General features: G+C 66.0%; 25 protein-coding genes. 7 read left to right on the forward strand and 18 right to left on the reverse strand.

The features are described 5' to 3' along the window. Nucleotides 1–6: 6 nt before the first annotated feature. Nucleotides 7–1095, forward strand: a complete 1089-nt coding sequence (locus J2X70_RS09300) for a DUF5694 domain-containing protein (RefSeq protein ID WP_105164276.1) — start codon at nt 7–9, stop codon at nt 1093–1095. Between the two features lie 52 nt (nt 1096–1147). Next, complete coding sequence (locus J2X70_RS09305; RefSeq protein ID WP_099784588.1) at nt 1148–1438, forward strand: putative quinol monooxygenase; 291 nt, start codon at nt 1148–1150, stop codon at nt 1436–1438. 32 nt (nt 1439–1470) lie between these two features. Here the strand turns inward: J2X70_RS09305 and J2X70_RS09310 are convergent, their stop codons facing one another. The 10 genes from J2X70_RS09310 to J2X70_RS09355 all read right to left on the reverse strand — a co-directional run bounded on the left by J2X70_RS09310 (nt 1471) and on the right by J2X70_RS09355 (nt 11520). Continuing rightward, a complete protein-coding gene (locus tag J2X70_RS09310; protein WP_100436483.1) occupies nt 1471–1710 on the reverse strand; it encodes a hypothetical protein in 240 nt (79 codons plus the stop codon). Between the two features lie 64 nt (nt 1711–1774). Continuing rightward, nucleotides 1775–3976 carry a PAS domain S-box protein gene (locus J2X70_RS09315; protein WP_309910052.1) on the reverse strand — a complete coding sequence of 734 codons (2202 nt, stop codon included), beginning with the start codon at nt 3974–3976 and terminating at the stop codon, nt 1775–1777. A 200-nt stretch (nt 3977–4176) separates the two neighbouring features. Continuing rightward, nucleotides 4177–6570: a Tex family protein gene (locus J2X70_RS09320; protein ID WP_309910054.1), complete on the reverse strand. Its 2394-nt coding sequence runs from the start codon at nt 6568–6570 to the stop codon at nt 4177–4179. Nucleotides 6571–6777: 207 nt separating this feature from the next. Next, nucleotides 6778–6993, reverse strand: coding sequence for a hypothetical protein (locus J2X70_RS09325; RefSeq protein ID WP_025879252.1), 216 nt, complete (start codon nt 6991–6993; stop codon nt 6778–6780). A 692-nt stretch (nt 6994–7685) separates the two neighbouring features. Continuing rightward, nucleotides 7686–8138: a hypothetical protein gene (locus J2X70_RS09330; RefSeq protein ID WP_025879253.1), complete on the reverse strand. Its 453-nt coding sequence runs from the start codon at nt 8136–8138 to the stop codon at nt 7686–7688. Beyond that, the gene (locus J2X70_RS09335) at nt 8135–8338 is read right to left on the reverse strand and encodes a PspC domain-containing protein (protein WP_025879254.1); all 204 of its coding nucleotides are present in this window, start codon (nt 8336–8338) and stop codon (nt 8135–8137) included. Before J2X70_RS09335 ends, J2X70_RS09330 begins: the two co-directional genes overlap by 4 nt. A gap of 50 nt (nt 8339–8388) precedes the next feature. After that, nucleotides 8389–8757: a YfeK family protein gene (locus J2X70_RS09340; protein ID WP_223482942.1), complete on the reverse strand. Its 369-nt coding sequence runs from the start codon at nt 8755–8757 to the stop codon at nt 8389–8391. Then, nucleotides 8754–9821: a class III poly(R)-hydroxyalkanoic acid synthase subunit PhaC gene (locus J2X70_RS09345; protein WP_309910059.1), complete on the reverse strand. Its 1068-nt coding sequence runs from the start codon at nt 9819–9821 to the stop codon at nt 8754–8756. Before J2X70_RS09345 ends, J2X70_RS09340 begins: the two co-directional genes overlap by 4 nt. A 3-nt stretch (nt 9822–9824) precedes the next feature. Continuing rightward, complete coding sequence (gene phaE, locus J2X70_RS09350) at nt 9825–10883, reverse strand: class III poly(R)-hydroxyalkanoic acid synthase subunit PhaE (protein ID WP_059064468.1); 1059 nt, start codon at nt 10881–10883, stop codon at nt 9825–9827. Nucleotides 10884–10905: 22 nt separating this feature from the next. Next, nucleotides 10906–11520, reverse strand: coding sequence for a phosphatidylcholine/phosphatidylserine synthase (locus J2X70_RS09355; RefSeq protein WP_025879258.1), 615 nt, complete (start codon nt 11518–11520; stop codon nt 10906–10908). Between the two features lie 345 nt (nt 11521–11865). Between J2X70_RS09355 and J2X70_RS09360 the strand changes: the two genes are divergently transcribed. Beyond that, complete coding sequence (locus J2X70_RS09360) at nt 11866–12516, forward strand: class I SAM-dependent methyltransferase (RefSeq protein ID WP_033831406.1); 651 nt, start codon at nt 11866–11868, stop codon at nt 12514–12516. A gap of 95 nt (nt 12517–12611) precedes the next feature. Here the strand turns inward: J2X70_RS09360 and J2X70_RS09365 are convergent, their stop codons facing one another. From J2X70_RS09365 to J2X70_RS09375, 3 genes are all read right to left on the reverse strand, one after another. After that, a complete protein-coding gene (locus J2X70_RS09365; RefSeq protein ID WP_080148528.1) occupies nt 12612–13100 on the reverse strand; it encodes an 8-oxo-dGTP diphosphatase in 489 nt (162 codons plus the stop codon). Nucleotides 13101–13140: 40 nt separating this feature from the next. After that, nucleotides 13141–13653: a DUF1249 domain-containing protein gene (locus J2X70_RS09370; RefSeq protein WP_099784603.1), complete on the reverse strand. Its 513-nt coding sequence runs from the start codon at nt 13651–13653 to the stop codon at nt 13141–13143. A gap of 170 nt (nt 13654–13823) precedes the next feature. Continuing rightward, the gene (locus tag J2X70_RS09375; protein ID WP_025879262.1) at nt 13824–14645 is read right to left on the reverse strand and encodes a pyruvate, water dikinase regulatory protein; all 822 of its coding nucleotides are present in this window, start codon (nt 14643–14645) and stop codon (nt 13824–13826) included. A gap of 145 nt (nt 14646–14790) precedes the next feature. Between J2X70_RS09375 and ppsA the strand changes: the two genes are divergently transcribed. Both ppsA and J2X70_RS09385 read left to right on the forward strand, forming a co-directional pair. After that, the gene (ppsA, locus tag J2X70_RS09380; protein ID WP_025879263.1) at nt 14791–17169 is read left to right on the forward strand and encodes a phosphoenolpyruvate synthase; all 2379 of its coding nucleotides are present in this window, start codon (nt 14791–14793) and stop codon (nt 17167–17169) included. Between the two features lie 150 nt (nt 17170–17319). Next, nucleotides 17320–18213, forward strand: coding sequence for a mechanosensitive ion channel domain-containing protein (locus J2X70_RS09385; protein ID WP_025879264.1), 894 nt, complete (start codon nt 17320–17322; stop codon nt 18211–18213). Nucleotides 18214–18288: 75 nt separating this feature from the next. On the opposite strand, the gene J2X70_RS09390 is transcribed toward J2X70_RS09385, so the two are convergent. The 4 genes from J2X70_RS09390 to tadA all read right to left on the reverse strand — a co-directional run bounded on the left by J2X70_RS09390 (nt 18289) and on the right by tadA (nt 21731). Then, the gene (locus tag J2X70_RS09390) at nt 18289–19404 is read right to left on the reverse strand and encodes an alkene reductase (protein ID WP_025879265.1); all 1116 of its coding nucleotides are present in this window, start codon (nt 19402–19404) and stop codon (nt 18289–18291) included. 167 nt (nt 19405–19571) lie between these two features. Next, nucleotides 19572–20444 (reverse strand): EcsC family protein, encoded by an 873-nt coding sequence (locus J2X70_RS09395; RefSeq protein ID WP_309910066.1) that lies wholly within the window; start codon nt 20442–20444, stop codon nt 19572–19574. A 114-nt stretch (nt 20445–20558) separates the two neighbouring features. Then, on the reverse strand, nt 20559–21131 hold the full coding sequence (orn, locus tag J2X70_RS09400) for an oligoribonuclease (protein ID WP_025879267.1): 573 nt from the start codon (nt 21129–21131) through the stop codon (nt 20559–20561). 75 nt (nt 21132–21206) lie between these two features. Then, the gene (gene tadA / locus J2X70_RS09405) at nt 21207–21731 is read right to left on the reverse strand and encodes a tRNA adenosine(34) deaminase TadA (RefSeq protein WP_025879268.1); all 525 of its coding nucleotides are present in this window, start codon (nt 21729–21731) and stop codon (nt 21207–21209) included. Nucleotides 21732–21953: 222 nt separating this feature from the next. On the opposite strand from tadA, the gene J2X70_RS09410 reads away from it, so the two are divergent. Then, the gene (locus tag J2X70_RS09410; protein ID WP_309910069.1) at nt 21954–22676 is read left to right on the forward strand and encodes a hypothetical protein; all 723 of its coding nucleotides are present in this window, start codon (nt 21954–21956) and stop codon (nt 22674–22676) included. 105 nt (nt 22677–22781) lie between these two features. Beyond that, a complete protein-coding gene (locus J2X70_RS09415; RefSeq protein WP_033831414.1) occupies nt 22782–23219 on the forward strand; it encodes an acetyltransferase in 438 nt (145 codons plus the stop codon). Nucleotides 23220–23249: 30 nt separating this feature from the next. On the opposite strand, the gene J2X70_RS09420 is transcribed toward J2X70_RS09415, so the two are convergent. Then, nucleotides 23250–23753 carry an N-acetyltransferase gene (locus J2X70_RS09420; RefSeq protein WP_309910072.1) on the reverse strand — a complete coding sequence of 168 codons (504 nt, stop codon included), beginning with the start codon at nt 23751–23753 and terminating at the stop codon, nt 23250–23252. Between the last annotated feature and the right edge of the window lie 237 nt (nt 23754–23990).

A 23990-nucleotide genomic window follows, 5' to 3' on the forward strand; every position in this document is an offset into this window, starting at 1 on the left:
GGCAGCATGCTTCGACGCTTGAACGCCATCATCTTCCTCAGCCTGTGCAGTGCCGGCGCATTGGCCAGCGACGCGGGCTTCCGCCCCAGCTTCCATCCCGACCAGCTGAAGGGGCCACCCGCCGGTCGCCACAACGAAGTACTGGTGCTTGGGACAGCACATCTGTCGGAACTGCCAAAGGCCTTCGAGCCGACCATGCTGGAGCCCTTGCTGCAGCGCCTGGCGCGTTGGCGCCCGCAGGCGATTGCCACCGAAAACCTGTCCGGCCTGCAGTGCGACTTCATGCGTCGCAATCCCAGCCGCTATGCCGAAAGCGTTGAAACCTACTGCTACGACACCGATGAGGCCCGCGTCGCCACCGGCCTCGACGTGCCCAGCGCCAACGCCGAGATGGGGCGCCTGCTGTCGGCATGGCCGGCAAGCCCGACAGCCGCGCAGCGTCGGCACCTGGCCGCGGTATTCCTGGCCGCTGGCGAGCGCGGATCGGCGCAGGTGCAATGGCTGCGTTTGCCTGTGCAGGACCGGATCGCCGGCGACGGCCTGGATGCTGCGCTGGTCGGGATTCTCGACAAGAGCCTGACCCGCCGCAATGAAACCAACCTGGTGGCGGCAGTCCTCGCTGCCCGCCTGGGGCTGGAACGCCTGTGGGCCGTGGACGACCACACCGCCGATTCGCCCACCCCGCCCGAGGACAAGAAGGCGGCACGCGAAGCGATGATGAAGGCCTGGGACAACCCGCACGCAAATGCACGGCTGGACGCCGACGAGCCGCTGTATGCCAACGTCGGCAAGGTCGGTGGCGTGCTGGACCTGTATCGCGCCTACAACCGCCCCGGCGTCGGCCTGCAGGCCTACCAGGCCGATTTCGGTGCCGCGCTGGTCGAACCCTCACCCCAGGGCTTTGGCCGCAACTATGTGGGCTACTGGGAAACCCGCAACCTGCGCATGGTCGCCAACATCCGCGAAGTGCTGGGCCAGCGCCCGGGAACGCGCCTGCTGGCCATCGTTGGCGCCTCGCACAAAGGCTACTACGAGGCCTACCTCAACATGATGCACGACGTGCAGCTGGTGGATGCCGAAGAGGTGCTGCGCTGAGGCCCTGCGGCGCGCGCCTACAATGCTGTGTTTCCTGCACGGGAGTTCCAGCATGCTCAAGGTCATCGCCGAGGATTTCATACATCCTGAAGCGGTCGAAATCGTCCTGCCGCTATACCGCGAGCTGGTTGCCTGCACGCGGAGCGAACCTCTGTGCATCGCCTACGACCTGTTCGTCGACCAGAAGGATCCCGGCCACTTCATATTCATTGAGCAATGGCCGGATCGCGCAGCGCTGGACACCCATTGCGCAACCGAGCACTTCCGCCGCCTGGTTCCCCTGATCGACGCGCACCAGCGCAGTCCGGGCACGTTCCTGCTGATGGATCCGGCTGCGCTGTAGCCGTCCGCCGTCTGCCCTGCGCTGCGTGCAGATCAAGGGCGTTGCCGCGCATCACGACGCGCAGCGCGCCAGAGCACCAGGCTGGTGGCGACGATGCAGCCCAGGGTGACCAGCAGCATCAGCGCCACGCCCCACTGCACCACGGGGACCAGCATCCGGGCCTGCTGGTCATTGCGCAGCTGCTCCAGCCGGAGCCAGCCGGAGAGAGCCAGGGACCAGCCGACAACGGCCGGTGCATAAGCACGGACTGCACTCAGGTTCCAGGACGTCATGTTGTTTTCCTGCCAAGGTGGGGCGTTGGCGCAGTATTCGCCGCGCCCCTCTCACAGGCTGAGATCAGCCGTCGCTGAGGTCGCCGCCGTCCGCCGGCGAGCTACCGGGCAGTTCGCCGGTTTCGCCCTGCACCTGCACATTGTTGCGACCCATCGCCTTGGCCCGGTAGCACTGGGCATCGGCGGCGGCGACGGCCTGGTCCACGCTCATGCCGGCGGCAAGCGGTGCGATGCCGATGCTGGCGCCGATCCGCAGCTGGTGCTGGTCCCACGGAATGGACAGGTTGGCCAGGGTATGCAGCAACTCGCCGCCGATGCGCGCCGCTCGCCGCGGGCTGCACCCGGACAGGATTACCGCGAATTCGTCACCGCCCAGGCGGGCCACCACATCCGAGTCGCGTACACCATGGCGCAATACGCTGGCCACGGCCCACAGCACGGCGTCGCCGGCCAGATGACCAAAGGTATCGTTGACCGGCTTGAACCGGTCCAGATCGATGTACATCAGTGACGCCGCCTGCCCGGTCCGCTCGACCCGGGTGATCGCCTGCTGCAGATGCACTTCGAAGCCGCGGCGATTACCCAGTTCGGTCAGCGGGTCCATCTCCGCCAGGTGCCGTGCCTCGCGCTCGCGTGCGCGCTGCTGGGTGTCATCGCGCAGGACCCACACCGCACCACGCACCTGGCCCTCGTCGTCGCGAAGCCAGGCCCGGGTCAGGTCAACCGGCACCACGGCGGTGCCCATCTGCAGCAGCAGATCGGCATGCAGATCCACGGCGTTGCTTTCCGGATCCAGCAGCACGCTGACGTCGAGCTGCGATTGCGGTGCGTATTCGGTGGTCAACGACAGCACGTCCTGCACGAGATGCCCGGCCAGCGACAGCGCTCCATCGCCGGCAAGCATTCGCACGGCGGCCGCGTTGGCATATTCGATGTGGCCATCCAGGGCCACGCTGAGTACAAGGTCGGCAACCGCATCCAGGGTGATGCGGCTGCGCTGCTCGCTTTCGAACAGGCGCTGCTCGCTGCTGCGCTGGGCGCTGACATCCTGGATCTGCGACACGAAATGCAACGGTTCACCGCGCTCATTGCGTACCAGCGATACCGACAGCCGTGCCCAGATGGTGTTGCCCTCACGGCCCAGGTAACGCTTTTCAAGGTGATAGTGCGTGCGTCGCCCCGCCAGCAGGTCCTGCACCAGGGCCAGGTCGGTCTGCAGATCGGCCGGATGGGTCAACCGCTGGAAATCGACCTGCAGCAGTTCCTCGCGCGTGTAGCCGAGAATGCGGCACAGCGCATCGTTGACATCCAGCCAGCGCCCTTCCAGCGACACCAGCGCCATGCCCAGTGCCGCCGACGTAAACGCACCGGCGAATTTTTCCGCCGCAAGACGAGCCTCGGCGCGCGCCTGCAGGATCTCGGTGATGTCGATGGCCATGCCGACATAGCCGATGCGCTCGCCATTGGCGCCATCCATGCGGCTGATTGACAGGCGTACCTGGCGACGCTGACCGTCCTTGCGCAGCAGTGTCCACTGCCGCGAATACGTCTGGCCCTCGGCACGTGCACTGAGTGCCTCGAACACACCCGGAACCTGTCCATCGGCGGTCGCCAGCGGTCGCAGCCACGCCTGCAGTTCAACCGGGTCGTGGAAGGCATCCAGGCGGCGCTCACCCACTACTTCAGCGGCGGTGTAGCCGAGCAGGCGCTGCGCGCCGGTATTGAAAATGGTGATGATGCCATCGGTGTCGGTCGCGATCACCGCGACTTCGTCTGAAGCATCCACCATCGCCTGCAGGCGCTGCCGCATTTCGGCCGCGTCCTGGCGCGCCTGCTGCAGTTCGGTGACGTCGGCATGGGCGCCGGCCATCCACAGTGGCCTGCCCTGCCCGTCCCATTCGAATACCCGTCCGCGATCGTGGATCCAGATCCATTCGCCATTCCTGTGGCGCATCCGCAACAGGCAGACATAGTGGTCGGTGCGGCCATCGAAGTGGTCCTGCAGGGCCGCATCGGACAGCGCCAGATCATCCGGATGGACCAGCGCGATGAAGGTCTTCTGGCAGATCGGTTCAAGTTCGTCCAACCGGTAGCCGACGATCTCGGCCCACCGTTCGTTGACCCGCATCTGCCCGCTCTGGACGTTCCATTCCCAGGTGCCGGCCGCGGTGCCCTCGATGATCATCGCCAGGCGGCGGCGCTCTTCGGCCAGTTCCTGCAGCCGGCGCTCCAGCAGTGCGTTGCCGCTGCTGCCCTGATCGGCCATCAGCCGCCTCTCCTGCCGACGCAGCTGCCCGCAGGCCGTGGCGAGCCACAGCGGTCACGGAACAGGGCGGATGGTGCTGACGGCATGGCCTCCCCAGCGACAGCAGGGGCCCAGGCGCCCCTTCCGGCGCAAGTGTGCGCATTGCCGGGGAACATCGACAAGTCCCCCGCCCGGATCGCGCCGGGAGGGGGACGGCGGACTCAGCTGCGCTTGGCCCGGGCAAACGCCTCGGCCAGGGCATTGTTGGCTGGCGGCGCGGCCTGTGCCGGGCGTCCGCCATTGCCCGGGTTGCGCCCCTGGCCACGTCCCTGCCCGGGGTTGCCGGCGTCGCGGCGCGGCGCCTGCCCCTGGCTGCGTTCGTCACGGCTGCCCGGGCGGCTGGTGGCCTGGCCGGGCGTGTCGTCCAGACGACGGGTCAGGGCGATGCGCTTGCGCGGCACGTCCACCTCCAGCACCTTCACCTTGACGATGTCGCCGGCCTTGACCACGTCACGCGGATCCTTCACGTAGGTATCGGACAGCGCCGAGATGTGGATCAGGCCGTCCTGGTGCACGCCGATATCGACGAACGCACCGAACGCGGCCACGTTGCTGACCACGCCTTCCAGCACCATGCCCTCGCGCAGGTCCTTGATGTCCTCGACGCCTTCGGCGAAACGGGCCGCCTTGAATTCCGGGCGCGGATCACGGCCCGGCTTTTCCAGTTCCTTGAGGATGTCGCGCACCGTCGGCACACCGAATGTCTCGTCGGTGAACTGCTCGGCCTTCAAGCCGCGCAGGAAACTGCCGTCGCCGATCAGCGCCTTGATCGGACGCGCGGTGCTGGCCACGATGCGCTCGACCACTGGATAGGCTTCCGGGTGCACCGACGATGCATCCAGCGGCTCATCGCCATCGGCGATACGCAGGAAACCTGCGCATTGCTCGAACGTCTTCTCGCCCAGGCGCGACACCTTCAGCAGGTCCTTGCGACGCTTGAACGGACCGTTGTCATCGCGGTGGCGCACGATGTTCTCGGCTACCGTCGACGACAGGCCCGAAACGCGCGACAGCAGTGCAGCCGACGCCGTGTTGACGTACACGCCAACGGCATTCACGCAGTCCTCCACGCGCGCATCCAGCGCACGCGCCAGGCGGTACTGATCCACGTCGTGCTGGTACTGCCCCACGCCGATCGCTTTCGGCTCGATCTTCACCAGTTCGGCAAGCGGATCCTGCAGGCGGCGCGCGATCGATACCGCACCACGGATCGACACGTCCAGGTCCGGGAATTCCTTGGCCGCCGTTTCCGACGCCGAATACACCGAAGCCCCGGCTTCACTGACCACGATCTTCTGCGGCGCGTTGTCACCCAGCGCCTTGATGGCTTCACCGGCCAGCTTGTCGGTCTCGCGGCTGGCGGTGCCGTTGCCGATCGCGATCAGCTGCACGTTGTGCTTGGCACACAGCTGCTTGATCGTCTGCAGCGACTGCTCCCACTGCCGGCGGGGCTCGTGCGGGTAGATGGTGTCGGTGGCGACCAGCTTGCCGGTGGCGTCGACCACGGCAATCTTGCAGCCGGTGCGGATGCCCGGGTCCAGGCCCAGCACGCTTTTCGGGCCGGCCGGTGCGGCCAGCAGCAGATCCTTGAGGTTGTCACCGAACACCGCGATGGCTTCGGCCTCGGCTTTCTCACGAGCCTGGTTGAACAGGTCCAGCAGCAGGTGCATGTGCAGCTTGGCCCGCCAGGTCAGGCGGCAGGCGTCCAGCAGCCAGCGATCAGCGGGGCGCCCCGCATCGCGGATACCGGCGTTGTGCGCCACGCGCCCTTCGGCGTACTGATGTCCGGCCTCGGCATCCTTGCCTGGGTCCAGCTCCAGGAACAGGATCTCCTCGCGGCGTGCACGGAACAACGCCAGCAACCGGTGCGAGGGAATCTTCGCCAACGACTCGGCGTGCTCGAAATAATCGCGGTACTTGGCGCCCTCGGTTTCCTTGCCCTCGGCAACGCGGGCACGGATCACGCCCTGCTCGCTCAACCAGCTGCGCAGCTCGCCAACCAGCGTGGCGTCCTCGCCCCAGCGCTCCATCAGGATCGCGCGGGCCCCTTCCAGCGCGGCCTTGGTGTCGGCTACGCCCTTGTCGGCATCCACGAACGTGGCGGCAAAGATCTGCGGGTCCTGTGTCGGGTCGCCCAACAGGCCATCGGCCAACGGCTCCAGTCCTGCTTCGCGGGCGATCTGCGCGCGGGTGCGACGCTTGGGCTTGTATGGCAGGTACAGATCTTCCAACCGGCTCTTGGTGTCGGCGGCGAGGATCTCGTTGCGCAGCTCATCGCTGAGCTTGCCCTGCTCGCCGATGCTGGCCAGCACCGCCGCACGGCGGTCTTCCAGTTCGCGCAGGTAGGTCAGGCGGGTTTCCAGGTTGCGCAGCTGGGTGTCGTCCAGGCCGCCGGTGACTTCCTTGCGGTAGCGGGCGATGAACGGAACGCTGGCGCCTTCATCGAGCAGGCCGACGGCGGCGCTGACCTGTGCGGTCTGGGCACCGATTTCATCGGCGATGGTCTGGGCGATCTGCTGGGCGAGCTGGCGCTGGGCGTGCTTGGCGTCGTGCATTGTTTCCGGCCTGGGCCGCATTGCGGGAAAGGCCCATTCTTGCAATGCGCGGGCGGCAGGGACAAGGCGTTGACAGAGCGGCGGTTCAGGCGGTGGGTCCGGATGGGACGCCGGCATCCTGGCAAAAAGGGCTCGGACTGGCCCCGGGGCTGGGATGCCGGCGCGGACGCGCGATGGTGGAGCGCGTCCTGCCGCGTACTGCGAAGGTCAGCGGTAGTGGCGGGCGGCACGCTGCATGACGATGTCGTCACGCAGGCTCTCCAGCGCCATCAGGCGGACCTTGCCGACACCCTGCAGTTCCATGAACCGCTCCGTGTAGAACTCCGGCCCCAGCGCGGTATCGGCGCGGGATTTGCTGAAGCCGTAGGGCACCACGCCCTTCTCGCCATCCTTGCTACCACCGACATAAAGAACGATTGCCATGTGATGTCTTCCTCCAAATTGCTACTGCGTACTGCACACGATGAGCGGTACTTGTTGGCTCATCGGGATAGAGCTTACCGCGACCAAGCTGACTGGAACGTCACGAAGACTAATGACGATCGGTTGCATGCAGATGACTGCGGGATCGCAGCAGAATGCTTACGGATCTTTAACTTCCGGATAACGAATGGAGGTGTTTTCAGCCAACGGCGCAGCCCCTCGTGGGTGGGTGTGGTTGGTCGCGGAATGCAAAAGCCGCAGGTGGGTCGGTCGGGTTGGGTTCGCGGGGGACGCCGTGAATCCGTCCCTGGAGACTTGGCCGCGGCATCCATGCCGCGGACACCCCCGCGAACCCAACCCGACCGCCCTCTGACAGATTTCTGCGGTCTGCCACCCACGGAAAAGAAAAAGAAGATCAAAAGCAAAAGCGGCGTGGTTGGCCGCTTTCTGTAGAGCAAGCGCAGCGCGCGACCCGCGGTTGCTGTTCTTTTTCTTCTCCGTGGCTGGACGCGCCCGGAAACTGTCAGGGGCCGGGCAGGTGGGTTGCGCAGGGGCGTGAGCCGCATGGATGCGGCGACCGAACTTACAGGGACGTACTTGCAGCGGCCCCTGCGCAACCCACCCCGCCCGGCCCAATCACATGAATCGCATTTCGTGACCCACCCACGAGGGGCTGCGCCGTTGGCTGGAATCTACGGCCACCAGCCGTGCCCGAACCGCGCGTAATGATCGGCCGCACGCTCGAACGGATTACGCGCACTGACACCTCCACACAGCAGATACACCGGCAGGTACAGCGGCCCCAGCACCAGATACTGGTACACGTGCGCACGTTCATGGTCATCCAGCCGGATCAATGGCTCCACGCCCCACCCCGCCTGATGCGCGTAGGTACGGCAGCACATGCCCAGATCGTGGCCGGTGTGCAGGATCACGTTGCCCAGGGTGATCGCTCCGCCCGGGCCCCAGGGCCAGTGATCGAAAACCACCGCGCAATCACGACCACTCCAGCGCATCTTCGCACCACCCAGCAACCCGGCCAGACCGCCAAGCAGGCCGATCAGGGTATTGGGCACGGTCCACAGCGCGCCCAGCACCTGCAACGCGCGCAGCCAGATCGGCCAGGGACGGGACGCGGTGTTCAATCCGCCTCGTTGGGGATCAGCAGCCACAGCAGCAGGTAGACCAGGATGCCGGGGAAGGCGGCCGACGCCAGCGAGACCACCACGTACAGCACCCGTACCAGGGTCGGGTTCCAGCCGAAACGATGGGCGATGCCGCCCATGACTCCGGCAATCATGCGGTCGTTCAGCGAGCGCGACAGGGTGCGCGGCACAGCGTTCATGGCGAGGTCTCCCGGCTGACTGGCTGTTGCCACTGTAGCGCCTGCAATGTCTACGGCGTGCGTTGGCGCAAGGCCTGCAGGCGGGCGCCGAACCACGCCGCGGAGGTCTGTTCGGGCTTGCCGGGGCAGCGGATCCGGTAGGCCTTGCCACTCATGCTGCTCTGGCTCGCGGCACGCTCGATGAACTGCTCGGCGGTGTCGACCATGTTCTTCTTCAGCAGGTAGTCGTACTTGCGCTGCAGGTGGGAACGCGCATCGGCGGGACCATACCAGCTGCCATTGCGCTGGAACTGGCACTGGGAGCCATCCAGGCTTCCGATCAACTGCGCGATCTCGCGGCGCGCATCGGCGCTCGGCGCAGCGCTGGCGACGCCGGGCGCAAGGGCCAGAGCAAACGCGAGCAGAGGGGAATGTTTCATGGCGTGCGTTCCTTCAGCCAGTTGTCGATGGTCGCCGGCACTTCGCGCTGTGCGCGGCCGGAGACGTAGATGCCGATATGCCCACCGCGGAAACTGGATTCGGTGTAGTCCTGCGTGCCCAGCCGGCCACGCATCGCGCGCGATGCATCCGGTGGCACCAGATGATCCTGTTCGGCGTAGATGTTCAGCACCGGCAGGGTCACCTGCGACAGATCCACCGCCTCTTCGCCGATGCGCACGGTGCCGTTGACCAGGCCGTTGCCCTGGTAGAACTGCTTGATGAACTCGCGGAAGGCTTCACCCGCGAGGTCCGGCGAGTCGAAGATCCACTTTTCCATGCGCAGGAAATCCTCCAGCGCCGCCTTGTCATCGAGGATGTCGAGCAGGCCCACGTACTTCTGCACGTTCAGGCGGAATGGCTTGAGCATCAGGTAGCTGGCATTCATCAGATCGGCCGGGATGTTGCCCAGCGTATCCACCAGCAGATCCACATCCACCTGCTGGGCCCAGTGCGACAGCATGTTGTTGGAGGTCTGGAAGTCGACCGGGGTGACCATGGTGATCAGGTTGCCCAGCTTCTGCCGTCGCAGTGCGGCGTAGCACAGGGCGAACACGCCGCCTTGGCAGATTCCCAGCATGTCGACCGTTCCACCACTGCGCGCGCGCAGCGCATCCACCGCGCCATCGATGTAGCGCAGCAGATAGTCCTCAAGTGTCTGGTAGCGTTCGGAACGGTCCGGATAACCCCAGTCCAGCACATATACGTCCTGGCCCAATGCCAGCAGCTTCTGCACCAGCGACCGATCGGCCTGCAGGTCCACCATGTACGGGCGGTTGACCAGTGCGTACACGATCAGCAGCGGTGTACGCCGCACCGGCGCGTTCTCGCCGACGAAGCGATACAGCACCACTTTGCCATCGCGCCAGACTTCCTCGCGGGCGGTGGCGCCATAGTCGACATCCTCCACCTGCGGCAGCAGCTTCAACCCCTCCATCAGCTTGCGCTGCATGCCCAGGGTCTCCTGCATCAGGTCATCGGCATTGAAGCCCAGCGGTCCTTTCATGGCTTACGACTTCCGCGTGGTCGCGCGGGTGGCGGCCTTCTTCGCTGGCGCTTTCTTCGCAGCAGGCTTCTTCGCTGCAGCCTTCTTCGCTGCAGGCTTGCGCGCGACGGGCTTGACCCTGGCAGGCGCTGGCTGGGCAACCGGATCGACGGCATCGGTACCGGCAAGCGCCGCCACCTGTGCCTGCACCCGGCGCAGGCTGCGCTCGAGCTCGGCAATGCGACGGTGGGCGGCATCCATCTCGCTGCGGGTGGGCAGGCCGATGCGTTCACTCATCTGTTCAACCTCGCGCTGCAGGCCTGCGCGCAGGCGCATCTGTGCGTTGCCCAGCGAGGCATACACCTGCTGGAACGGCTCGGACATGGCGACCTTGGCGTAGGCCTCCTCGGCGACTTCAATCCACAGATCGAACATCGCCCGGGCGCTGGTCAGCTGGCTGCCGGGCTGCTCGTGTTCGGCCAGTCGCTGCTCGAACAGGTCGAATGCCTCTTCCAGTGCCTGCTTGATCTGCTCGACATAGGCCTGCGAATGCTGCTGGTACTCCTCCTGCGCGCGCAGCAGGGCCTGCCACCGCGCCTGGTGCTCGCGGCCGGGCCCGAACGCCGGGCTCTGCAGCCAAGGGCCAGCCAGCGTCTGCAACTGCTGGAACCACGCCGTGAACTCGGGCGGAGCAGCGTCCACATGGGTGCTGCCGCGGGCCCCCTGCAGCATCCACTGCAGCATGCCGTCGCCCTGCCCCTTCACCGCTTCACGCCAGGCCTGGGCGACCTCGGCACTGCTGGCATCGCGGCCGGCAAAGCGTGCAGCGACTTCCTGCATGGTGCCGTACCAGCTGCCAGCCTGCTCGCGGAACCGCCGCACTGCCTCTTCGGGCGCGGCAGCACCGGTCCCGGGCAGCAGTTGGCCCCACCAGTCGAACAGGCGCTTCCAACTGCCCGGGTCGTCGCCAGCCGGGGTTCCCGGCACGGCTGCATGGCGCAAGGCATCACCCCAGGCGCCGAAGTACTGGCGGGCCAGATTTTCGAAATCGCTGCTGCCGGCGTCGTTGGCCGAGCTGGTCATCGCGCTCCTCCGCAGGGCTGGGTCATGGCTTGGGAATGCGCAGGGTCTTGCTGATCATCAGCGACCCGGACAACGCGAACAGCAGCACCAACGGATGCAGCTGCCAAGGGCCAATCTGCCACTGGCCCAGCCACAGGTCGTGGCCGATGGCATCGGTGCCGGCGGCGATCGCCAGCACGATCACCAGCGCCAAGCTGGTGGGAATCGGCGTCCCCTCGAAGTACTTCACCTTGCCTTCGTCACCGCTCATCGCCTCGGCGGTTACGTTGTAACGGGCCAAGCGGCTGACGCCGCAGCAGACGAAGTAGCTCAGCACCAGCCAGTCCCAGCCCCCCTGCATGCCACAGGCATAGGCCAGCGCTGCGGGCGCGACCCCGAAGGAAATGACGTCCGACAGCGAGTCGAGCTCGCGGCCCAGGGTCGAACTGGATTTGCGCCAGCGCGCGATGCGGCCGTCCAATGCGTCGAAAATGAAAGCCAGCGGGATCAGCGCCATGCCGAACAGCAGGTAGCCGCGCTCGCCATCCTGCAGGAAACGCATTGCGGCAAACACCGCGCCGGTGCCGCAGAAAGCGTTGGCGAGGGTGAACCAGTCCGCCAGATGGAACTCGCGCAGCATCGAGAAGTGACGTTTCATGAAGTCTCACGGGGCATCAAGGCCCACAGGGTACCGCGAGCGCCGCCACCGGCAACAGCGTGGGCTGCCCCTGCCCTTCACCCGTCACTCACCGATCCTCACCGGCGGTGAATTTTTCGCCACCCATCTTGACAGCCTAGGGGGGTGGCGCCTGTCAGCGCTTATCCACAAAGTTGCCCACGCGTAATCCACACCCCCTGTGGACAACTGGTTCTCACCGACTGCGACGCTGGACATTTCCTCATCACCACAAGCCGGGGTTTCCCTACTTCCCAAGCCGATCCGCCAGCGCTATGGTCTGCGGCGGACCCGCCGCCGCCACGTCCGACTCCTTACCGACGGACGATGTTGATGCTGGATGCACGCACCCTGGCCGCGCAGTTGCGGCAGCCCCATGGCGAGGCCGCGCTGGCCGTGGGCGAATCGATGAACCGCAGCAACGACGCCCTCAACCAGGCGGCGATCGCACTGCTGGCCGTCGCTGCCGGAGAGCAGGTGCTGGAAATCGGTCCTGGCAACGCCGCCTTTGCGCCGCTGCTGCTGCAGGCCATTGGCAGTCGCTACGTGGGTGTCGAGCTGTCCAGTGCCATGGTCGACGCCGGCAACCAGCACCTTGCCGCCAGCGGCCTGGCTGGCCGTGCCGCGCTGCGCGAGGGTGATGCCCATGCCCTGCCCCTGGCTGATGCCAGCGTCGATGCTGCGCTGGCGGTCAACACCCTGTACTTCTGGCCGGACCTGGCACCGGTACTGGATGAACTGGCACGGGTGCTGCATCGCGGCGGCCGGCTATGCCTGGCCTTCGGCGATGCCGGATTCATGCGCAGCCTGCCCTTTGCCGCCGACTTTGAGCTGCATGAGCTGGACGCAGTGGAGCTGGCGCTGCGGGTGTCCGGCTTCACCGTCACGGCATGGCGCTCGCATCGCGAATGCACGGCCGGCAATGACGGCCAGCAGCGGGAAAAGCACTTCCACCTGCTGCTGGCGCGCCGGCGCTGAAGCTCTCCCCGCCGGGCATGGCCCGGCGCTACCGAGGCTGCGCCGGATGGTAGCGCCGGACCATGTCCGGCGAGCGCAGCGGCCTCCGAAATGCCTCAAAGCCGGCTGAAGGACCAGCTCTGCATGCGTCCATCCCGGTAAGGCATCACTCCGTGGAACGGCCGCGGATCGGCATCGAACACCAGCGGCAGGAAGTTGCGGTCGCCCTCCCACATCGGCAGCTGGTCGAGCTTGTCCACGTCCACCCACTCCAGGGTGCCCTCGTGATTGCCGCCGTGCGGGGCACCCTCGAAGCTGTCGATGACGAACACGAAACCGAACCAGTCTTCACCGTGCTTGCCGAAACCCGGCCAGCTGATGGTGCCGCGCAGGCGCATGGCCGTGCAGTCGATACCGGCTTCCTCGGCGATTTCGCGGCGCATGCCGGCGGCGATGTCCTCGGTCGGCTCGACCTTGCCGCCCAGGCCGTTGTACTTGCCCAGATGGTGGTCGCCCGGCCGGGTATTGCGGTGGATCATCAGCACCTGGCGGCGATCGGGCGAGAGCACATAGCCCAGGGTGGCGACGATCGGGGTATACGGCATGTGCGGGTCCGGCGGCGGGTCAGCCGTGGATTATGGCCGATCAACGCACCAGCGACAGGCGACGGTCGCCCTCACCCACGGTGTTGCCGTCTGGATCACGGCGCAGGGTGGCCACGCCATGGCCGCGTTCGGCCAGGTATTCCAGCCATTTGCCGAGGAAGGTGTTCATCCGCATGCGATGGCTGATCAGCTCGGCCGGCGGTGGGTACAGGCCCATCGTGTCCTGCCAGCGGCGGCCGACGTAGCAGTGGGTGGTCTCGGCCTGGCGCGCGTCCCGGTACAGGCGGACGAAGGCCGATGGGTCCGGTTCACCGGTCACCGGGTCGGCCAGGTCATAGGTCAGGCGCAGCTCGACCGTGTAGCGGTGGCACTCGATCACGTCCAGGCGCACGTCCAGGCCATCGCCCACCGAAGAGACATAGCTTCCCGCCACCAGCTCGGCCGGCGCGAACAGGCGCACCAGGTGACGGTAGTTCTCTGCGTACAGCCCCATGAGCCAGCTCAGCCGGCTCAGGCGGGGAATGCGCTCGGTACGGGGCAATGCTCGGGCCATGGGTTGATCCTACACGTTGGCCCTTCAACGTGGGGACTGATCGGCCCCGGCCAAAGGGGCCCTGTATCGACCAACGGTCGATACCCACCGCGCAGGTGGGCCACGACTGTGGCTCGTAGCGCCCCGTCAACCGCGCAGGTGGGCCACGACCGTTGGTCGTGGCGCCCCCGTCAATACAGTTCGCGCTGCAGCCCCAGCGTGCCGAGCACCTTGCTGGAGATCTCCTCGATCGAGGTATGGGTGGTGCTGAGGGTCGGGATGCGTTCCATCTGGAACATGACCTCCGCCGCAGCCACCTCGCGCTTGCAGGTGTCCAGGTTGGCGTAGCGCGAATTGGGCCGGCGCTCCTGGCGGATCTGCTGCAGGCGGTCGGGGTCGATGGTCAGGCCGAACAGCTTGCGCCGGTAGTTGCGCAGGCGGGGCGGCAGGCGGTCGCTCTCCAGATCCTCGTCGGTCAACGGGTAGTTGGCCGCGCGCACCCCGTAATGCAGGGCCAGGTAGATGCAGGTAGGCGTCTTGCCCGCCCGCGACACCGCCACCAGGATCACGTCGGCATCGTCGTAGTTCACCGCGATGCCATCGTCGTGGGTCAGCGCGAAGTTCATCGCGTTGATGCGCCGGTGGTAGGTGTCGAAGTCGACCATGCCGTGGGCCTGGCCGACCCGGTTCAGGCGCGAGCTGGACAGTTCGCGCTCCAGCGGCTCGATGAACGGGGCGAAGACATCCAGCATCAGCGCCCCGCTTTCGGCCAGGATCAGGCTCAGGCTCTGGTCCACACAGGAGTTCACCACGATCGGCCGGACCTGGTAGCGCTCCCCCGCCGCCTGGATCCGGGCACAGGCTTCGCGGGCTTTTTCGGGGTCATCGACAAATGACATCCGGTCGGTAATGAAGCTGAACCCGGAGAACTGGGTCAGCAGGCTATGCCCAATGGTTTCAGCGGTGATACCGGTTCCATCGGAAACGTAGAACACCGGACGGATGGTCGACATGCGCGCATTTACCCCCTACGAAGCCTAAAAGGGCCGCCAACACAAGCTTGTGCCGACGGTGGTCTGCCCGGCATCATATCGGCTTCTTCCTACGGACGCGGCCATCAAAGCCCGCCTCGGGCGATGGCCAAACGGAGCATCGCGCTTGAACGAGAACATCCTGTGGTTGCACGAACTGCGTCTGGCCGACCTGGCCCGCGTAGGCGGCAAGAATTCCTCGCTGGGCGAGATGATCGGCAACCTTGCCGGTCTGGGCGTCTCCGTTCCGGGGGGCTACGCGACCACGTCTGAAGCCTTCAAGGACTTCATCGCGCACAACGACCTGTCCAAGCGCATCTTCGACAAGCTGGCCACGCTGGACGTCGAGGACGTCAACGCGCTGACCGCAGCCGGCAAGGAAATCCGCGGCTGGGTGATCGATGCACCGCTGCAGCCGCAGCTGGACCAGGACATCCGCACTGCCTACGCCAAGCTGAGCGCCGACAACGGCGGCGGCGACGTGGCCGTGGCCGTGCGCTCCTCGGCCACCGCCGAAGACCTGCCCGACGCGTCCTTCGCCGGCCAGCAGGAAACCTTCCTCAACGTCACCGGTGCCGACGATGTCGTGCACAAGGTCAAGGAAGTGTTCGCCTCGCTGTACAACGACCGTGCCATCGCTTACCGCGTGCACCACGGCTTCAAGCACGAGGACGTGTTCCTGTCCGCAGGCGTGCAGCTGATGGTGCGTTCGGGCGTGGGCGCGTCCGGCGTGCTGTTCACCCTGGACACCGAATCCGGCTTCCGCGACGTGGTGTTCGTCACCTCCTCGTTCGGCCTGGGCGAAATGGTCGTGCAGGGCGCGGTCAACCCCGACGAGTTCTACGTCTACAAGCCCACCCTGCAGGCCGGCAAGCCGGCGATCCTGCGCCGCTCGCTCGGCAGCAAGGCGATCCGCATGGTGTACTCGGATGTCCCCGGCGAGCGCGTCAGGATCGAGGACACCCCGGCCGAACTGCGCACCACCTTCTCGATCAACGATGAAGACGTGGCCGAACTGTCGCGCCAGGCGCTGACCATCGAAAAGCACTACGGCCGCCCGATGGACATCGAGTGGGCCAAGGACGGTGTCAGCGGCAAGCTGTTCATCGTGCAGGCGCGCCCGGAGACCGTGAAGTCGCGCAGCCATGCCACCCAGATCGAGCGTTTCGCGCTGACCGAGAAGGGCGGCAACGTTCTCGCCGAAGGCCGCGCCGTGGGCGCCAAGATCGGTGCCGGCGTGGCGCGCGTGGTGAAGACGCTTGAAGACATGAACCGCGTACAGCCGGGCGACGTGCTGATCGCCGACATGACCGATCCCGATTGGGAGCCGGTGATGAAGCGTGCCTCGGCGATCGTGACCAACCGCGGCGGCCGTACCTGCCACGCGGCGATCATCGCGCGCGAGCTGGGCGTGCCGGCCGTGGTCGGTTCGGGCAATGCCACCAAGGTCATCGAGGATGGCCAGCTGGTCACCGTCAGCTGCGCTGAAGGCGATACCGGCTTCATCTACGAAGGCAAGCTCGGCTTCGAGCGCACCACCACTGATCTGGGCAACATGCCGCCGGCACCGTTGAAGATCATGATGAACGTGGCCAACCCGGAACGTGCCTTCGACTTCGGCCAGCTGCCGAACGCGGGCATCGGCCTGGCGCGCCTGGAAATGATCATCGCCAGCCACATCGGCATCCACCCCAACGCGCTGCTGGAATACGACCGCCAGGATGCGGCGACGAAGAAGAAGATCGACGAGAAGATCGCCGGTTATTCCGACCCGGTCGGCTTCTACGTGGACCGTCTGGCCGAAGGCATCGCCACCCTGACTGCTTCGGTCGCGCCAAACCCGGTGATCGTGCGACTGTCGGACTTCAAGTCCAACGAGTACGCCAACCTGATCGGCGGCAGCAACTACGAGCCGCACGAAGAGAACCCGATGATCGGCTTCCGCGGCGCCAGCCGTTACGTCGATCCGAGCTTCTCGGCCGCCTTCGCACTGGAGTGCAAGGCCGTGCTGCGCGTGCGCAACGAGATGGGCCTGGACAACCTGTGGGTCATGATCCCGTTCGTGCGCACCCTGGAAGAAGGCCGCAAGGTCGTCCAGGTGCTCGAACAGAATGGCCTCAAGCAGGGCGAGAACGGCCTGAAGATCATCATGATGTGCGAAGTGCCGTCCAACGCACTGCTCGCCGATGAGTTCCTGGAGATCTTCGACGGCTTCTCGATCGGTTCCAACGACCTGACCCAGCTGACCCTCGGCCTGGACCGCGATTCGTCGATCGTGGCGCACCTGTTCGATGAGCGGAACCCGGCGGTGAAGAAGCTGCTGTCGATGGCGATCAAGTCGGCACGGGCCAAGGGCAAGTACGTCGGCATCTGCGGCCAGGGCCCGTCCGATCATCCGGATCTGGCCGAATGGCTGATGCAGGAAGGCATCGAGTCGGTGTCGTTGAATCCGGACACCGTGGTCGATACCTGGTTGCGCCTGGCCAAGTTGAAGGCCAAGGGTTGACCTGTTGACGTGTGATGGCTGACGTCGCTTTCATCGACGCCTGCCCATACTGAAGCTGCACGCAAGCCCCGCCTCTGCGGGGCTTGCTGTTTCTGGCGTCCGCGTACGCCATGTTCCCGTCGCACCTGTTGCCGTTGCAAAGGAGTCCGCATGATCGCCGCTGCCCCACCCTCCCCCGCCACGACCTCCTGGTTCCGCTCACTCGACTGGGAACGCCTGCTGGAGACCTACGGCGTGCCGTTGCTGGCCGCGATCGTGGTGCTGCTGGTCGGCATGTGGCTGGCACGACGGCTGTCCAATGCCATGCCGCGCGCCACCTCGCGCATGGGCGTGGACCCGATGCTGGGCAGCTTCCTGCGCAACGTGGTCTACGCGGCCTCGCTGGTGATCGTGGTGATCCTGGCCATCGGTACGCTGGGCGTGCAGATCACTCCGCTGCTGGCCGTGCTCGGTACCGCCGGCCTCGCCGTTGGCCTGGCGCTGAAGGATTCGCTGTCGAACATTGCTTCGGGCGTGATGCTGGTGACCCTGCGTCCGTTCCGCGTGGGTGATGTGGTGACCATCGCCGGGCAGACCGGCACGGTTCGCGAGGTACGCATTTTCCAGACCGTGATCACCGGCGCGGACAACCAGCACACCACCATTCCGAACACGCTGATCACCGCCGCACCGATCATCAACCTCACCGCAGAGCCCACCCGCCGCGTCGAGCTGGTGGTGGGCATCGGTTACGAAGACAACATCCAGTTGGCGCGTGATACCGCACTGGCCCTGATGAAGGCCGATCCGCGCGTGCTGCAGACGCCGGCACCGGACGTGGTGGTGTACGAGCTGGGTGCGCACGCGATCAACCTGGGCATCCGCTGCTACGTGAAGTCGGCCGATCACTTCGGCACCAAGGTCACCCTGCTCGAACAGATCAAGCTGGGCTACGACAAGGCCGGCATCAACATTCCGTATCCGCAGCAGGACATGCACCTGTACCTGCATGGCAAGGATGGCGGCGTGGTCGAGGCCGATGCACTGGTGCGCGACAAGCCCTGATCGGCAGTGCCGGCCAGTGGCCGGCACCCATCCGCCGTCATCGGTAGCGCCGGGCCATGCCCGGCGGACGCTGCTTCAGGCCTCGACTACCTCTTCCAGCACCGGATAGTCGGTGAATCCCGCCGCGCCACCACCGAAGTACGTCGCGCGATCGGGCGAATTCAACACCGCGCCGCTGCGCAGGCGCTCGGGCAGATCGGGATTGGCAATGAACGGCCGACCGAAGCCGATCAGGTCCGCCCAGCCTTCCTCCAGCGCCTGCGCGGCACGCTCGGCGGTGTACTTGCCGGCGTAGATCAACGTGCCCGGATAGATCATCCGCAGCGCCTGCTTGAACGCGACGGGCATCAACGGGGCATCCTCCCAGTCGGCCTCGGCGATGTGCAGGTAACCCACACCCAGCTCGCCCAGCAGGTGTGCGGCAGCCAGATAGGTCGCCTGCGGCGTGTCATCCACCGCCCCCTGCAGCGTGGTCAGCGGCGCCAGACGCACGCCGACACGCTCGCCGCCAGCAACATCGACCACCGCCTGCACCACCTCGCGCAGGAAGCGCAGGCGATTGCGCAGCGCGCCGCCATAGCCGTCGGTACGCTGGTTGGCCTGCGAGTCGATGAACTGGTTGATCAGGTAGCCGTTCGCGCCGTGCAGCTCGACGCCATCGAATCCGGCAGCCAGTGCATTGCGGGTGGCCTGCGCATAGTCGGCCACGATGCCCGGAATCTCGTCCTCGCCCAGCGCGCGCGGCATCGAGTGCTGGATCATTTCGCCCACGCCGGATTCCGGACCGGCGCCGGTCGGGTCGACGAAGACCTTCACCCCTTCGGCCAGCAGTGCCGAGGAAGAGACCGGCGCCGCGCCGTCCGGTTGCAGGGCCACATGGGAGACACGGCCGACATGCCAGAGCTGGGCGTAGATGCGCCCACCCGCCGCGTGCACAGCATCGGTGACCCTGCGCCAGCCCTGCACCTGTTCGTCGCTGTGGATGCCCGGGGTCCAGGCATAGCCCTGGCCCTGCGGGCTGATCTGGGTGCCTTCGCTGACGATCAGCCCGGCACCAGCGCGCTGGGCGTAGTACTCGGCCATCTGCGCGGTGGCGACATTGCCGGCCGCCGCACGCGAGCGGGTCATCGGTGGCATCACGATACGGTTGGGCAGCGTCAGCGCGCCCAGGCGGTGGGGGGTGAACAACATGGCGGCACTCTCTTGCGGGGGACTGCCGGCAAGGATGGGGATGGCGCTGCGCGCGCAACAGGCGCGTCCACGCAAAACAGTTGTGCCTGGCAGGCAAGGGTCAGAGCCCTTCCCTGCGGCGGTCGGGGTCGGATCCCTTTCCGCAGGAAAGGGCTCCGACCCCATCGTTACAACGTCGGCTCGATCAACGCCCCGCCGTGGGCGACACGGTCATAGCAGGCGCGCACGACCTCTTCGCCGTACTTCAACTCCAGCCGGCGCACGATGAAATGGCCGCGGGCCATGTCCTGGTAGTAGTCGGTGAACATGGTGTTGAGCGTCGCGCCGGCCGCCGCACCGACGATTGGTACCGCCTGCGCGGCAAACTTCTCGGTGACCACCACGCCGAAACGGGCGGCGACCTTTTCCACCAGCTTGGCCAGCAGCTTGCCGGCTTCCTTCGGCGCCACGCCCAGGGTCAGGTCACGTCCGGTCACCACGCGCCCGGCCAGTTCGGCCGAGAGGTGGCGCATGACATCGGTGGTGAAACCACGGGCGAGGTAGTAGCCGGTCTCGCTGGCATCGTCGCGCGGCGAATTGCCACCCAGTGCGAACACCTCCAGGCAGGCCTGGCGGGTGCTGAACTGCGATAGATCGAAGCCTTCGCTGCGGGCAACGTCGGCTACCGCGCGCATCATGATCGTGGTCGACACCGGCAGCTCGATGAACAGCGCAGCGAAACCGAACGCCCCACCCACCGCGCCGGACGTCGCCGCCGCCAGCTTGTGCCAACGTGTCGAGGCGCCCTTGCCAGGAGTGTTGTCCATGCTCCACAGCGCGGCCTGCACCGATTTGGACAACGCCGCCTGCACCGCACCGTGGATGCGGTTGGACACCGAGGTGGGAAGCACCTTCACCGCGAACTCCAGCGGCGTCCCGACCAGGTTGGCCATGCGCGCGGTGATCGTGGGGGCTTCCAGCAGTGCTACCGCCCGCTGCAGGTCAGACCAGTCACCAGCGTCGTGGGCGATATCGCGGGGCAGCAGGATGGGCTCGTTCATGCGGCCGATCTTAGCGCCAGGGAGTTGAACACAGGGTGGTGCCGGCCGCTGGACGACAACCCTGCGCCGCCGGCGGGGATCAGGCGATTGCCGGCCAGCGGCCGGCACTCCCCCTCACGGGCTCGGCAGCCCCGACAGCGCGCCCATGAACTGGCGGTAGTGGCGCAGCTCGTTGATCGAATCGTGCACATCGCTCAGTGCGGTGTGGTTGCTGTTCTTGCCCACGCCCGCAGCCACGCTTGGCGCCCAGCGCTTGGCCAGTTCCTTCACCGTGGACACGTCCAGGTTGCGGTAGTGGAAGTACTTTTCCAGCCGCGGCATCTGCCGGTGCAGGAAGCGGCGGTCCTGGCAGATGGAGTTACCCGACATCGGTGACACGCCGGCCGGAATCCACTGCGCCAGGAAGGCCACGGTCTGCGCTTCGGCCTGGCCAAGCGTGGTGGTGCTGTCGATGACGCGCTGCCACAGGCCCGAACGACGATGCTGGTTGCGGTTCCACTCGTCCATCGCTTCCAGCGTTTCCAGCGGATGATGGATGGCGAACTCCGGGCCCTCGGCCAGCACGTTGAGCTGGGCATCGGTGACCACGGTGGCGATCTCGATGATCGAATCGTTGTCGGTATCCAACCCGGTCATTTCCAGGTCGATCCAGATCAGCCGCTCGTTGGCCGCGCCGTTCTCTGCCATCGTGTCGCCTCGTTGCTGGGCAGGCACGAGGCCGGCCGGTAAAGGGAAGTGGCGGCCATCATACCCTTTCGCCACTCAGCCCTCGCCAGCGTGGTCCTCCAGCAGCAGCGGCGGCTTGCCACGCTTGGCCCTGAAATAATTGGTCAGGCGGTTGCCCGCTTCCTTGGCCAGCACGCCGGCATGGACCTCCACGCGGTGATTGTGGCGGGCATCAGCGACCAGATCGAACACGCTGCCGCAGGCGCCGGTCTTGGGGTCGCTGGCACCGTAGACCAGGCGCGCCACGCGTGCGTGCACGATCGCCATCGCACACATCGCGCACGGCTCCAGGGTGACATACAGGGTGCTGCCGATCAGGCGGTGATTGGCCAGCATCCGCCCGCCCTCGCGCATGGCCACGATCTCGGCATGCGCGCTGGGATCGTGCGAGGCAATGTTGAGGTTCCAGCCCTCGCCCAGCAGCTGACCGTCGGCACCCACCAGCACCGCACCGACCGGGATCTCGTCAAACTCGCGTTGCGCACGTTCGGCCAATGCCAATGCGTGGCGCATCCAGCTCTCGTCGACGTCGTGCACCGGCACGCCCAAGGTATCAGTCATGGCGTTTCTCGGATTCAAGGAATGAGCGCGCGCGTAGTGTAACGCAGGCCTTTTGGCGCTTCCGCTGCGCGGATGCGAAGCGCCGCACCGGCAAACGCTGCATCGCCGCTTGATCTGCCGTGAAGACTCCTTCACGCTACGACCGCGTTTTCGTCATCTGACGACTGTGCACTGCTGCTTGCTGGCAGCGATTTCACCTTTCGATCTCTACAGGGGGTAGTTTTGAACGCAGTTGCAGAAACCACCGTGCAGGCCAGTCCTGCCGGAAAAGCCGCATGGATCACGCTGGCGATCGCTTGGCTGTGCTTCCTCGTCCCGTTCCCCGGCCTGGGCCTGTTCCTGGGCTGGCCGCTGAACCTGGTGGCCTTCATCCTCGCCATCGTCGCGATGGCCAAGGGCGGCGCCATGAAGGGCCTGTTCCAGCTGCTGAGCTCGATCATCGTTTCGCCGATCGTGTACTTCGTCGGCCTGGCGATCTTTGCCGGCACCGTGAGCGGCATCAGCGCGCAGAGCAAGGACCAGTACGATGCGGCCGTTGCTGAAGCCAGCGTCTCGTCCGCCGCCGCGGAGGCAGACGCTGCCGCCAAGGCTGCAGAACCGGCAGCCACCGCCGTCACCAACGATGCCGCTGCGGCCTCCGCCTCGGCTGTGGAAGTGACCGCCACCACGATGTTCAGCGACTACCAGGACAACGAGATCGCTGCCGATGGCAAGTACAAGGGCAAGGCGCTGCTGGTTTCCGGCACGGTCGACTCGATCAGCTCGGACTTCATGGACAAGCCGGTCGTGCAGCTGAGCGCCAAGCCGTTCGGCTTCGTACAAGCCAGCGACCTGCCCAAGGACGTGGCTGCCAGCCTGAAGAAGGGCCAGAAGGTCACGCTGGCCTGCACCGGCAATGGCGAAGTCATCGGCTTCCCGGCACTGTCCGGCTGCACCGTGCAGTAAGGCGCAGCGAACGGTGACATCCAAGGCCCCGCTTCGGCGGGGCTTTCTGTTTGCGGGTGTCGCACCGGTACAATCCGGGTACTGCAAAGCACCTTGGCCGATCCCATGACCACCCTGCGCCCTTCCCGCACCACCGATGGCGACGCTCTCGTCGATCTCTGGCGCCGGGCCGTCGACGCCACCCATGATTTCCTCAGTACCGAAGACCGTCAGGCTATCGATGCTGAAGTTGCCGGCTTCCTGCCACAGGCCCCGATGGTCGTGGCCGTCGGCGACCAGGACCAGCCGCAGGGTTTCATGCTGATCGACGGCTCGCACATGGAAGCGTTGTTCATCGATCCCGACGTGCGCGGAACCGGTATCGGCCGCCAGCTGCTGCAGCATGCGCTGGCACTGCAGCCGCAACTGACCACCGACGTCAACGCGCAGAATGCGCAGGCCGTGGGCTTCTATCGGCGCATGGGTTTCATCGAAACCGGACGCTCGCCGGTGGATTCGCAGGGTCGTCCGTATCCCCTCATCCACCTGCGCCATCCAGGCTGATCGGCGGTTGGAACGCCGGCCGTTCCCCGGTCAGGCAACCACGTCGAACGCCGGCGAGTAACGCACCTCCCCCTGTGCCATCGGTGGCTGCAGGCACAGGGCCTGGAAATACTCCGCCGGCACGCCGGGTAGTACCAGATCCGGCACGGCACGGAAGCCGAAGCGCCCGTAGTAGGCCGGCTCGCCCAACAGCACGCAGCCCCGCGCGCCCCTCTTGCGCAGAGCCTCGAGCGCGGCCCGCATCAATGCCGTGCCCACGCCGCGCCCCTGCTGCTGCGGCAGCACCGAAATCGGCCCGAGCCCGAACCAGTCCTGGCTGCCGTCCTGCACGCTGACCGGGGACAGCGCGACATGACCCACCACTTGGCCCGCATCCTCTGCCACCAGCGAGATGCTCAACTCGCCGCGCTCACGCAATGCGTCGACGATGTGGTGTTCGGTGTGGCTGCTGTGCGGCGCATTGCGGAAGGCCGCTTCGGTCAGGAAGTGGATTCCAGCAGCGTCTGCGGGCAGTTCAGGGCGGATGGAAAGCATCGTCGGCACGTCGTCGGAACGGAGTAAGCACCTTGATCATGCCGCATCGAGGAAGCAACGGCCCGCGCCTGATGCCCGTACCCCACGTGTGAAATCCGGATACGAATCACAGTTCGCTGCATCCAATCCAGTTTGATAGCGTCAAAATTTCGACTATTTCACTTTTCTGCCGCGAGAATCGCGCAATCTAGCCTTCCCGGGTCCGGGATCGTGGTCACCAAGGAAAGGAGACATGCC

It is taken from the genome of Stenotrophomonas sp. 1337 (assembly GCF_031455455.1).
Lineage (GTDB): Bacteria > Pseudomonadota > Gammaproteobacteria > Xanthomonadales > Xanthomonadaceae > Stenotrophomonas > Stenotrophomonas indicatrix.